An 11,045-nucleotide genomic window follows, 5' to 3' on the forward strand; every position below is an offset into this window, starting at 1 on the left:
AAATCCCATGACCAACAACAACGGCGACAACGAGACGCGGCAGTTCGGCCGCGTCACCGGTGAGAACGAAACCCGCCAGTTCGGCGCGCCCCAACAGCAGCCGCCACAGCGTCCCCAACAACACTTCCCGGAGCCCGGATCCCAAAACACGCAGGCCTATGGTCAGCCCTATCAGCAGGGCTATGACCAGAACTATCAGCAGCCGCAATATGACCCGGTCCCGTCCAGCTACCAGGTGGAGCAGCCGAAGAAGGGCGGGGGAGCCCTGTCCTATGTCTTCGCGGCCATCGCTGCTATCGCCGTCGTTTTCGCCGGCGTGCTGTTCTTCCTGTGGCGCGGTGCGGCAGCGGATGCTGACAAACCCGCCCCGGAGCCGGTTACCGAGACCGTGACCACCGAGGTTCCCACCACGGTGACCACCACCAAGAGCTCGCCGCGGGATAACCTCCCCACCGATATTCCGACGGAGCTGCCGACGGAGCTGCCGCCGGACGTCCAGGACCGTGTGGACCAGGGTGGAGCCGAATTGGAAGGGTTGATCAATGACCTCTTCGAGCAATTCGATTCGGGCATGGAAGAGCTCGATACGGGTGGTGCAGGCAATGCCTAATACTGAATCTCACACCGAGCCCACTGCCTCCGCGCAGCCGGAGTCGATGCAGCTGGCCGAAGCACTGGCGGCCCAGCTTTCGCGGCACCTCACCGACGTGGTTATCTGCCCGGGTTCGCGCAGCGCACCGCTGTCTTTGGCGCTTCTCGCGCGCAGCGATATTCGCGTGCATACCCGCCTGGATGAGCGCTCCGCCGCCTTCGCTGCTTTAGGTTTGGCACGCGTCCAACGCCGGCACGTCGGCATCGTGATGACCTCCGGCACCGCGGTGGCTAATGCCCTGCCCGCGATGGTGGAGGCGCATTACTCGCATACCCCGCTGGCCGTCATCAGCGCGGACCGGCCGGCCCGCTTGGTGGGCACGGGGGCCTCCCAGACCATCGAGCAGCCCGGCATCTTCGGCGTGTATGCGGAGACCACCCAGGTGGAGAGCACGAGTGATATCCCGCTTATCGCGGAGCGCTTTTTGAATGACCGCCAGGTGCACATCAACGTGGCTCTCGATGCCCCGCTGGTAGGCGAAGAGCTGCCCAGCACCCCGACGGATTACACGCAGCACCGCGCGCACACCCCGCGCTGGTCCAATCACGGCGAGGTGGCCGTCGATCTCAGCCGCAACACGCTCGTCATCGCGGGCGATGAGGCCTGGGAGGTCGAGGGGCTGGAGGACGTCCCCACCATTGCCGAGCCCACTGCACCCGCGCCCTATCACCCGGTGCACCCGGCCGCGGCGCACCTCTTCCGCCGCGCCCAAGTCTCCGCCAATGATTACGTGGTCAACACCAAGGTGGAACAGGTTATCGTCGTGGGCCATCCCACCCTGCACCGCGGCGTCCTGGCGTTGCTCAGTGATCCCGATATCGACCTCATCTGCCTGTCCCGCACGGAGGATTTCACCAACCCGCGCGGTGCGGCTGCGCAGTTGGGCACCACCGTCAAGACCAGCGGCGAGCCCACGCGCGAATGGATGAAGATCTGCGAAGGCGCCGCACAGATGGCGGCCGAGGGTGTACGCGAGGTCCTCGCGGAGGCCACAGGCGAGGACGCCACCAAGCCCGAGATCGGCTTTACCGGACTCCACGTCGCCGCCGCGGTGGGGGACACCCTCGCCGTCGGCGACACCCTCGTGCTCGGAGCCTCTAACGCGGTGCGGGATGCCTCCTTCATCGGTCTGCCTTTCGACGGCGTGGAAACCTACTCGCCGCGCGGGGCCGCCGGCATCGACGGCACCGTCGCGCAGGCCATCGGTATCGCGCTGGCCACCCAGTCCCGCGAGGCCGACGCACCCCGCGCCCCACGCACCGTGGCGCTCATGGGGGATGTCACCTTCCTGCACGACGCCACCTCCCTCATCCTCCCCGAGGACAACCCGCGCCCAGAGAACCTCACCGTCGTCGTCTCAAACGACGACGGCGGAGGCATCTTCGAGGTGCTTGAACAAGGCCGCGAGCCCCTGCGCCCCTCCTTCGAGAGGGCCTTTGGGACGCCGCATGGGGTGGGCGTCGCCAAGCTGGCGGAAGCCTGCGGCGCTGAGCACCGCGAGGTGAGCTCGGCGCAGGAGCTTCTCGATGTCCTCGCGGAGCTGAAGGAATACTCCACCGGCATCACCGTGGTGGAGGCACATACCACCCGGTCCTCGCGCCGTGCGCTACAGGAAGCGCTGAACGCCAAGGTAGGTCAGTAAATGCCGCGGCGCCGCGTGCGCCAGCTGATCCTGGTGCTGTATGCCGCAGCTTTAGTGGGCATGGCGGGAATGGTCATCGGTCCTTTCCTCAATGACCGCACCATAGGCGCCAACCCCGGGCGCGCCCTGGCCACGGTGACGGATGTCGGTACCTTACGCACCTTCGTGGATTTCCAGGATTCGAAAGGGATTTATCACACCCCGCCCACCGGACTGCTTTATCCCACCGGGCTGGGGGAGGGGCAACAGGTGTGGGTGCTCTATGCCAAGAGCAACCCGGACCTAGTCAAGGTGGAAGGCCGAGAATGGACGCTATCGATCATTCCGGCGTTGTCCTCTGCGGCCGTGGCCACCTTGATCGCCGGGGCATGCTGGTGGGCAAGCGGGAAAATTAACCGGAATTTAGCGCGTGCTTTACCAGCTGAGCACCCAGGAAAGGAATGATGGGGCACATGCGTGTAGCCATCGTCGCGGAATCCTTCTTGCCTAACGTCAACGGAGTGACCAACTCTGTGCTGCGTGTCCTCGAACACCTCCACGAGCACGGCCATGAGGCCATCGTCATCGCCCCCGGCGCCCGGGATGGGCAGGAGGAGATCCCCGATTATCTCGGCTTCACCATCGTGCGCGTGCCCACCGTGCGGGTGCCGCTGGTGGATTCGCTCCCGGTCGGGGTGCCCACCTCCGCAGTGGACGAGGCGCTGCGCGAGTTCAAGCCGGACATCATCCACCTGGCCAGTCCCTTCGTTCTCGGAGCTGCGGGCGCATTCTCCGCACGTCAGCTGCGCATTCCTGCAGTGGCGCTGTACCAGACGGACGTCGCGGGATTTGCCACCAAGTACCACGCCTCCGCGCTGGCCTATGGGGTGTGGGAGTGGCTGCGCACCATCCACAATGCGTGCCAGATGACTCTCGCGCCCTCCTCACTGACCATCAGCGACTTGGAGAAGCACCACATTAAGAACGTACGCCACTGGGGCCGCGGCGTGGATTCGGAGCGCTTCCACCCCTCGAAGCGCTCGGCCGCACTGCGCCGCGAGTGGGATCCCACAGGAAGCAAGAAGATCGTCGGCTTTGTGGGACGCCTGGCCGCGGAGAAGGGCGTGCACCGCCTGTCGGCCCTTAACGGTCGCGAAGACATTCAGCTCGTCATTGTTGGCGATGGCCCAGAGCGCCCGCTGCTGGAGGCGCAGCTGCCAGATGCAGTCTTTACCGGGGCATTGGGCGGCGAAGAACTCGCCGCGGCCTATGCATCCCTCGACATCTTCGTCCACGCCGGCGAGTTCGAGACCTTCTGCCAGGCCATCCAGGAGGCGCAGGCCTCGGGCGTGCCCACCATCGGCCCCCGCGCGGGCGGCCCGGTGGACCTCATCGAGGAGGGCTATAACGGGCTGCTTCTCGACGTCCCCACGTTCGTCGAGGATCTCCCCAACGCAGTGGACGCTCTGCTCAACTCGGAGATCCACGAGGAACTGCGGGAGAACGCCCGGAAGTCTATTGCCTCCAAGACCTGGCCGGCTCTCTGCGAGCAGCTGCTGGGCTACTACGAGGAAGTTCTGGAGGGTGTCCGCGAGGTGCCGCTGACCATTTTGGGCCAGCGCCCGGAGCTGCCGCGCTGGGCCGCTCGCGCCCTGGGGGCGCGCGTGGCCTAGACTAGGCGCTTGTGTCTAAGGCAGATCTGGATAAGAAGCCCTTCGATGTTGCGCGCATGTTTGACGCGGTGGGCAAGAAGTACGACATCACCAACACGGTGCTGTCCTTTGGTCAGGACGCGCGCTGGCGCCGTTTGACGCGCGAGCGGCTCAACCTGCAGCCGGGGGAGAAGGTCCTCGACCTCGCCGCTGGAACGGCCGTCTCTACCGAGGAGCTGTCCAAGTCCGGCGCGTGGTGCGTGGCCTGTGATTTTTCACTCGGCATGCTCGCGGCTGGCGCGGAGCGCGATGTTCCCAAGGTAGCCGGCGATGGAATGCGCCTGCCTTTTGCGGATAACACCTTCGATGCGGTGACCATCTCCTATGGTCTGCGCAATATCCACGACTTCGAGCTGGGCCTGCGGGAGATGGCGCGCGTGACCAAACCCGGCGGGCGCCTGGCGGTAGCGGAGTTTTCCAAGCCGGTCATCCCGGTCTTCGGCACCGTGTACAAGGAGTATTTGACCCGCCTGCTGCCGCCGATTGCCAAGGTGGTCTCCTCCAACCCGGAGGCCTATATCTACCTCGCAGAATCCATCCGCGCGTGGCCGGAGCAGCACGAGCTAGCCGCCGCCATCAACCGCAACGGCTGGGAACAGGCGGGCTGGCGCAACCTGACGTGTGGCATCGTGGCGTTGCACTCCGCGGTGAAGCCGGCCTAAAGGCCTTAGGCCCAAAGGGGAGTATCGCGGCGCAGCGTGGAGACCGCCCCGCCCGCCAGCCGCCAGGCGCGGGCAAGCAGGTCCTTGTCCTCGTCGGTGATGAGGTTGCCCATGAGGCGTGCGGCGGCCGGCATGAGCATGCGGCCGATGGGGCCGCGCATGGCCACAGGTCCGGCGAGCGGCAGGAACTGCGGATAAGTCAGCAGGCGCGCTGCGGTGCGGGCGAGCAGGAAGGCCTCGCCGTACTCGGCGCGCAGACGCTCCGGCCACGCCAAGGTCAGGTCCTTAGTGCCGAGCATCTCTACGGCTAGTGCTGCCGTCTCCAAGCCATAATCGATGCCCTCGCCGTTGAGCGGATTGACGCAGGCGGCGGCGTCACCAATGAGCATCCAGTTTGCGCCGGCCACCCCGGACACCGCGCCACCCATGGGCAGCATCGCCGAGGTGACGTTGCGCAGCTCGCCCAAGCCCCACTCCGAACGCTGCTGCTCAGCGTAGAAATCAAGCGCCTTCTTGGTGTTGAGACGAGCCGGGCGGGCGGCGGTGGACAGCGCACCCAAACCGATGTTGACCCCCTGTCCCAGCGGGAAGATCCAGCCATATCCGGGTTGTACGACCCCCTCGGGGTCCTTGAGCTCCACGTGGGAGTGCATCCACTCCTCGCCGTCGTGGGGCGAATCGGCGTAGGCGCGCGCGGCGATGCCGTAGACCTCCTCGCGGTGCCAGGTGCGGCCCAGCTGCTTGCCAAAGGTCGAGCGCACGCCATCGGCCACGATGACCCACCGCGCGCGCACGCGGCGCTTGCCCACGGAGAACTCCACCAGCCGGTTGCCCTCGAGCTGCGGGGCCGTCGCCGTGCCGGTGAGAAGCTGCGCGCCGGCTTCTTGGGCGGCCTCAACGAGCAGCGCATCGAATTCATAGCGCGGCAGAGCCGTTCCCACCTGCGAGGGGTATGTCGACGGCCACGGGGCGGTTACGGTGCCGCCGAAGCCGTGCAGCTTGAGCCCGCGGTTGCGGTAGGAGGCGTTGACCTCGATGCCGAGGAGCTCCAACTGGTGCATGGCGCGAGGAGTCAGCCCATCGCCGCAGGTCTTGTCGCGGGGGAAGGGGGAGGCGTCGACAAGCAGTGTGTCATGGCCGGCGCGCGCGGCGTGGATAGCGGCGGCAGCGCCGGCGGGCCCGGCGCCTACGATGGCGACGTCAACAAGGGTGGAATCGATCTGCTCCGACATGGGGACTATCATTGCACGGGATAGTGGCCACAAGTGTGTTGAGGGCCGTGCCATGGGCTACGGTAGGTAAACACTAGGATTTTTGAGCTTAAAGGAACACGTTTAATGTCACACGGCCAAACTCACGCCAAGCACGTGGACTTGGGGGATGCGCAGCTCACCGAGCGTATCAACGCCGGGATGGCTGCTGTAGAGGACCTGCTGAACACGGAGCTCGACCGCGGGCAGGACTTCATCAAAGACAAGGTGCGTCACCTCTCCCTGGCTGGGGGCAAGCGTTTCCGCCCGATGATGGCGTTGCTGGCTTCCGAGTTTGGTGAACGCTCGCAATCGCCCGAGGTGATTAAGGCGGCAACCGTGGTGGAAATGGTCCACGTGGCCACGCTCTATCACGACGATGTCATGGATGAAGCAGAGCGGCGCCGCGGCGTGGATTCTGCAAATTTCCGCTGGACTAACTCGGTGGCGATTTTGGCGGGCGATGCCCTCTTGGCGCACGCTTCGCGGCTGATGAGCCAGCTGGATACTCACACTGTGGAGCACTTCGCGGAGACCTTCGAGGAGCTCGTCACCGGCCAGATGCGCGAAACCATCGGTGCCGGCGAAGCTAATGCTGTGGAGCATTACACGGCGGTCATCCGGGAAAAGACCGCGGTGCTCATCGCCTCCGCCGGCTACCTGGGTGCTTACCATGCTGGCGCCGGTCCGGAGCAGTGCGAGGCGCTGCGCCAGATCGGTGCGGCCGTGGGCATGATTTTCCAGATCGTCGACGATGTCATCGACATCTTCTCCGATCCCGAGGAGTCGGGGAAGACCCCGGGCACGGACCTGCGCGAGGGCGTGTTCACCCTGCCGGTGCTCTATGCCCTAGAGGAGGAGGGTGAGGTCGGCGACGAGCTCCGTGCCCTCCTGACGGGCCCGCTGACTGATGACGCCTCCGTGAAGCGCGCCATCGACCTGCTGTGGAAGTCGGGTGGCCGGGACAAGGCGCTTGCCGACGTCAACGCATACCTGCGCGTTGTCGAAGACCAGCTTTCCCTGTTGCCCGAATGCACGGCCAGCGAAGCCCTGCGCCAGTTGGCGGACTACACGGTCCAGCGCGTGGGCTAATAGGTGCTTCTGCCAGGCGATTTGCATGTCGGGCGGCACTTCGTAGTAAAGTACATAACCGCACTCAAGAGTGCATGCCAGGTTGCCCGAGCGGCCAAAGGGAGCGGACTGTAAATCCGCCGGCATTGCCTTCAGAAGTTCGAATCTTCTACCTGGCACAGAATGAATCCCGCAGACGCAGAGATGCGTTTGCGGGATTTCGCGTTGTGCGGGGTGGGTTAAGGGTCATTTCGATCAAATAAGGGGCCCGAGCACCGAGGAATTGGGACGCTATTTGATCGAAATGTCGCTTCGTCGGCCAAACGGGCGCACACTCGGCTTAGTTGTCGTCTGCTCGGCACGGTGGTTGCTGTGGTGTGTTCTTGGAGCGTTTAAAGGCCCTAAAAACACGTCCCATCCTGGCGATTTGTGTTGTTTAAGCGTTTCGGGTTAATCTTTTCAAGGCTTCAACGAGAGCACAGCGGATGAAAGTCCGTTACTCAAAGAGGCTGTGCCCCCTTAGCTCAGTCGGCAGAGCGTTTCCATGGTAAGGAAAAGGTCGACAGTTCGATTCTGTCAGGGGGCTCCATTCATGTTTCTGGAAGGTTCCAGAAGGTGAATATGGCGGTGTAGCTCAGTGGTAGAGCAAGCGACTCATAATCGCTGTGTCGCGAGTTCAATTCTCGCCATCGCTACCGGGAAAGAAAAGCGCCCGCACACGGGCGCTTTTTCATTACCGACTCCCAGCCTTATACGGCACGTGGTTTCCATGGGGAATCACCGTTCTGGTAGGGTTGTGCGTTGTCCCAAAAGGGCACGCAAAGGGGCGTGGCGCAATTGGTAGCGCAACGGTCTCCAAAACCGTAGGTTGCAGGTTCGAGTCCTGTCGCCCCTGCCACATCACTTTAAGGAGGGAATCGCCGTGAGCGATGAAAAGCAGCCGAGCACCGGGGCCCCGCGCCCAACCGGCAAGCGTCAGCTCTCTGGCGCAGCGACCACCTCTACCGATTCCTACACCGACAAGCGCGTCGTGCGCGTCGAGGATAAGAAGGAAGATTCCTTCGGCGGATCCGTCGGGTCCTTCCCGGGCGAGGTCGTCTCTGAGATGAAGAAGGTCGTTTGGCCTACCGGCAAGGAAATGGTTCAGTACGTTCTCGTGACCTTCGCCTTCCTCATCGTCCTCACCGCCTTGGTGTGGGGCGTGGACACGCTGACCGGCCTCGGAGTTGAAGCAATCCTCGCGCCTTAGTAAACTAATTTCATCCTTTCATCCCGCCGCCTTCCCGCTAGCTCGACTAGGGGAAACGGCGGGATACTTTTTGCCCTAGTCCCGCCGGGTAACCTGGTTGGGGACTAGAAGAATGAACACAATTTTGGAGTAGCAGACAATGAGCGAAGAAAACACTGGCACCTCCCTCGAGCAGGCCATGATTGATAACGTCCAGGAACAGGCCGCGGAAGCGGTCGAGGCTACTGAGGAAACCCAGCAGCCGCAGGAGGAGCTTTCTGCCGAGGAGAAGGAAGCCGCCGAGAAGGAAGCTGCTACCAAGGCCGCGGAGGCCGCCCTCGGCGGCGGCTCGGACGAGGCTGAGGCTGAGGGAGCGGGGGAGACGTCGCCAAGCGCTGAAGCAGATGCCGCTGCCGCCGACGCCGAGTACAAGACCCGCCTGCGCGCATTCACCCGCGAACTGAAGAAGCAGCCGGGCAAGTGGTACATCATCCAGTGCTACTCCGGCTACGAGAACAAGGTGAAGACCAACCTGGACATGCGCGCCCAGACCCTCGAGGTGGAGGATTCCATCTTTGAGGTCGTCGTGCCGGTCGAGCAGGTTCTGGAGAAGAAGGACGGCAAGAAGAAAGTTGTTAAGCGCAAGCTGCTTCCGGGCTACGTGCTGGTGCGCATGGAGCTTAACGACGCTGCCTGGTCCGTCGTCCGCGATACCCCCGGTGTGACCTCCTTCGTGGGCAACGAGGGCAACGCCACCCCGGTGAAGATCCGCGACGTGGCCAAGTTCCTCATGCCGAATGACACGACGGTCTCCCCGGAGGCTTCCGCCGCAGACTCCGAGGGCGAGCAGGTTGTTGCCATGCCGGAGAAGGAGGCCGCGAAGGCGTATGCTCACGACTTCGAGGTGGGCGAGGCCGTTACCATCCTGTCCGGCCCGCTGGCTTCCGTATCCGCCACCATCTCCGAGATCGACCCGGAGACCGGCAAGATGCAGGGCCTGGTGTCCATCTTCGGCCGCGAGACCCCGGTGGAGCTGTCCCCGACGGAAATCGAGCGCATCTCCTAAAAAGCGATTTTGAGCTGGGCGCACGGTGTTCTAAACTTGAACCCCGTGCGCTTTTGCGCATGTTCAAACGTTCATCCTCCGGTGGCCCACAACGCGTGAGCATCCGGACGGGGCGCTGTTATTCATCGTGGCGGCACTCCGGTACCACAGGAAAGAGGTAATTCGATGGCTCCCAAGAAGAAGGTCACTGGCCTGATTAAGCTCCAGATCGAGGCAGGCGCCGCTAACCCGGCTCCGCCGGTCGGCCCGGCACTCGGTGCCCACGGCGTCAACATCATGGAGTTCTGCAAGGCCTACAACGCTGCGACCGAGTCCCAGCGCGGCAACGTCGTGCCGGTGGAAATCACCGTCTACGAGGACCGCTCCTTCGACTTCAAGCTGAAGACCCCGCCGGCAGCGAAGCTCCTGCTCAAGGCCGCTGGCATCAAGAAGGGCTCCGGTGTTCCGCACACCGACAAGGTTGGCTCCGTGACCTGGGATCAGTGCAAGGAGATTGCACAGACTAAGTTCGAGGACCTCAACGCTCGTGACATCGAGAACGGCGCCCGCATCATCGCTGGTACCGCTCGCTCCATGGGCATCACCGTTGACGGCATCCCGGCTAAGTAATAATTCAATTTAATGCGCGATACGTTCTGTATCGCGCGTGGCAGGGCCAGCTTCGGCCCGCTATCACCACATCAATCCAAGAAAAGGAATTGCACTTATGAGCACCAAGTCCAAGGCATACAAGGCTGCCGCTGAGCTGGTAGACCGCTCCCGCCAGTACCGTCCGATTGAGGCCGCCAAGCTGGCTAAGGAGACCTCCTCCAAGAACTTCGACGCTACTGTCGACGTTGTCTTCCGCCTCGGCGTTGACCCGCGCAAGGCTGATCAGCTGGTTCGCGGCACCGTTTCCCTGCCGCACGGCACCGGTAAGGATGTCCGCGTGGCCGTCTTCGCCGAGGGCGACAAGGCTGAGGCCGCTAAGGCTGCTGGCGCCGACATCGTGGGCACCGAAGAGCTGATCGCTGCCATCAACGAGGGCAACATCGACTTCGACGTTGCTATCGCCACCCCGGATCAGATGGCCAAGGTTGGCCGCGTAGCCCGCGTCCTGGGCCCGCGTGGTCTCATGCCGAACCCGAAGACCGGCACCGTGACCGCTGACGTGACCAAGGCTGTGGCCGACGTCAAGGGCGGTAAGATTTCCTTCCGCGTTGACAAGGCTTCCAACCTGCACGCCATCATCGGCAAGGCTTCCTTCGACGCTGAGAAGCTGGCTGAGAACTACGGTGCGCTGTACGACGAGATCCTGCGTCTGAAGCCGTCCTCCGCTAAGGGCATCTACGCCAAGAAGATCACCATCTCCACCACCTCCGGCCCGGGCATCCCGGTCGACGCTTCCGTGGAGAAGAACTACACCGACTAATTGATGTCTGTGTTAACGGCGTAAAGGTCCCGGCTCATTCACGAGCCGGGATTTTTTTATTGCCATTTTCCTTGCGTGTCGAATTATTTGTACAGGTCAGAGGGCTAAAAACCACTGACAGGTAAAACACAGGCAGGTTCGATGGGCTTTCAAGGAATGTATCGCATAATAATCCTTGTGCGTTTGAGAGAGGCGCATGAGAGATAGAGAGAACACCCTGAGTCTTGCAGGGCGGGCGGCGTGAGAAACCGCCTGATAGTCAAGACCCCTTGCAACGCGGGTTCCGGAATTATCCGGGGCCCGCGTTGTGCTGTGTGTGATGACTTTATCCTCAGGGCTGGCTTAAGGGACATTTCGTGTGGATTTGCGGCG

At 63.1% G+C, this 11,045-nt stretch carries 11 protein-coding genes and 4 tRNA genes; 14 read left to right on the forward strand and 1 reads right to left on the reverse strand.

Annotated features, from left to right (window positions below; genetic code table 11):
• The first annotated feature begins 7 nt into the window (after positions 1–7).
• Genes HMPREF2698_RS01360 through HMPREF2698_RS01380 form a run of 5 tightly spaced genes read left to right on the forward strand, consistent with a single transcriptional unit; the run spans position 8 to position 4,647 of the window.
• The gene (locus tag HMPREF2698_RS01360) at positions 8–610 is read left to right on the forward strand and encodes a hypothetical protein (protein ID WP_070447990.1); all 603 of its coding nucleotides are present in this window, start codon (positions 8–10) and stop codon (positions 608–610) included.
• Positions 603–2,294 carry a 2-succinyl-5-enolpyruvyl-6-hydroxy-3-cyclohexene-1-carboxylic-acid synthase gene (gene menD / locus HMPREF2698_RS01365; RefSeq protein ID WP_070520994.1) on the forward strand — a complete coding sequence of 564 codons (1,692 nt, stop codon included), beginning with the start codon at positions 603–605 and terminating at the stop codon, positions 2,292–2,294. Before HMPREF2698_RS01360 ends, menD begins: the two co-directional genes overlap by 8 nt.
• On the forward strand, positions 2,295–2,738 hold the full coding sequence (locus tag HMPREF2698_RS01370; RefSeq protein WP_070520992.1) for a DUF3592 domain-containing protein: 444 nt from the start codon (positions 2,295–2,297) through the stop codon (positions 2,736–2,738).
• An 8-nt stretch (positions 2,739–2,746) separates the two neighbouring features.
• A complete protein-coding gene (locus tag HMPREF2698_RS01375; protein WP_070561630.1) occupies positions 2,747–3,946 on the forward strand; it encodes a glycosyltransferase family 4 protein in 1,200 nt (399 codons plus the stop codon).
• Positions 3,947–3,957: 11 nt separating this feature from the next.
• Positions 3,958–4,647 (forward strand): demethylmenaquinone methyltransferase, encoded by a 690-nt coding sequence (locus HMPREF2698_RS01380; protein WP_070561623.1) that lies wholly within the window; start codon positions 3,958–3,960, stop codon positions 4,645–4,647.
• Positions 4,648–4,652: 5 nt separating this feature from the next.
• On the opposite strand, the gene HMPREF2698_RS01385 is transcribed toward HMPREF2698_RS01380, so the two are convergent.
• Positions 4,653–5,891 (reverse strand): geranylgeranyl reductase family protein, encoded by a 1,239-nt coding sequence (locus tag HMPREF2698_RS01385; protein ID WP_070520988.1) that lies wholly within the window; start codon positions 5,889–5,891, stop codon positions 4,653–4,655.
• 93 nt (positions 5,892–5,984) lie between these two features.
• Between HMPREF2698_RS01385 and HMPREF2698_RS01390 the strand changes: the two genes are divergently transcribed.
• The 9 genes from HMPREF2698_RS01390 (at position 5,985) to rplA (ending at position 10,673) form a co-directional block, all read left to right on the forward strand.
• Positions 5,985–6,989: a polyprenyl synthetase family protein gene (locus tag HMPREF2698_RS01390; protein WP_070520985.1), complete on the forward strand. Its 1,005-nt coding sequence runs from the start codon at positions 5,985–5,987 to the stop codon at positions 6,987–6,989.
• A gap of 76 nt (positions 6,990–7,065) precedes the next feature.
• A tRNA-Tyr gene (locus tag HMPREF2698_RS01395) sits at positions 7,066–7,147 on the forward strand.
• A 334-nt stretch (positions 7,148–7,481) separates the two neighbouring features.
• Positions 7,482–7,557: transfer RNA gene (locus tag HMPREF2698_RS01400), tRNA-Thr, on the forward strand.
• Between the two features lie 34 nt (positions 7,558–7,591).
• A tRNA-Met gene (locus HMPREF2698_RS01405) sits at positions 7,592–7,663 on the forward strand.
• 127 nt (positions 7,664–7,790) lie between these two features.
• A tRNA-Trp gene (locus tag HMPREF2698_RS01410) sits at positions 7,791–7,866 on the forward strand.
• A gap of 24 nt (positions 7,867–7,890) precedes the next feature.
• A complete protein-coding gene (secE, locus tag HMPREF2698_RS01415; RefSeq protein WP_070561624.1) occupies positions 7,891–8,217 on the forward strand; it encodes a preprotein translocase subunit SecE in 327 nt (108 codons plus the stop codon).
• A 139-nt stretch (positions 8,218–8,356) separates the two neighbouring features.
• The gene (nusG, locus tag HMPREF2698_RS01420; RefSeq protein ID WP_070520979.1) at positions 8,357–9,262 is read left to right on the forward strand and encodes a transcription termination/antitermination protein NusG; all 906 of its coding nucleotides are present in this window, start codon (positions 8,357–8,359) and stop codon (positions 9,260–9,262) included.
• A gap of 165 nt (positions 9,263–9,427) precedes the next feature.
• Positions 9,428–9,871 (forward strand): 50S ribosomal protein L11, encoded by a 444-nt coding sequence (rplK, locus tag HMPREF2698_RS01425; RefSeq protein WP_070520976.1) that lies wholly within the window; start codon positions 9,428–9,430, stop codon positions 9,869–9,871.
• A gap of 97 nt (positions 9,872–9,968) precedes the next feature.
• Entirely contained in the window at positions 9,969–10,673 is a 705-nt protein-coding gene (gene rplA, locus HMPREF2698_RS01430) for a 50S ribosomal protein L1 (protein WP_070520973.1), read from the forward strand.
• Positions 10,674–11,045 lie beyond the last annotated feature (372 nt).

The organism is Corynebacterium sp. HMSC072A02, from assembly GCF_001810085.1.
In the GTDB taxonomy this organism is placed as follows: Bacteria; Actinomycetota; Actinomycetes; order Mycobacteriales; family Mycobacteriaceae; genus Corynebacterium; species Corynebacterium hesseae.

Coding starts and splice junctions, on each gene's coding strand:
- menD (WP_070520994.1), top strand. CDS start 603: ATGCCTAATACTGAATCTCACACCGAGCCCACTGCCTCCGCGCAGCCG.
- HMPREF2698_RS01370 (WP_070520992.1), top strand. CDS start 2,295: ATGCCGCGGCGCCGCGTGCGCCAGCTGATCCTGGTGCTGTATGCCGCA.
- rplK (WP_070520976.1), top strand. CDS start 9,428: ATGGCTCCCAAGAAGAAGGTCACTGGCCTGATTAAGCTCCAGATCGAG.
- rplA (WP_070520973.1), top strand. CDS start 9,969: ATGAGCACCAAGTCCAAGGCATACAAGGCTGCCGCTGAGCTGGTAGAC.
- HMPREF2698_RS01390 (WP_070520985.1), top strand. CDS start 5,985: ATGTCACACGGCCAAACTCACGCCAAGCACGTGGACTTGGGGGATGCG.
- nusG (WP_070520979.1), top strand. CDS start 8,357: ATGAGCGAAGAAAACACTGGCACCTCCCTCGAGCAGGCCATGATTGAT.
- HMPREF2698_RS01360 (WP_070447990.1), top strand. CDS start 8: ATGACCAACAACAACGGCGACAACGAGACGCGGCAGTTCGGCCGCGTC.
- HMPREF2698_RS01385 (WP_070520988.1), bottom strand. CDS start 5,891: ATGATAGTCCCCATGTCGGAGCAGATCGATTCCACCCTTGTTGACGTC.
- HMPREF2698_RS01375 (WP_070561630.1), top strand. CDS start 2,747: ATGCGTGTAGCCATCGTCGCGGAATCCTTCTTGCCTAACGTCAACGGA.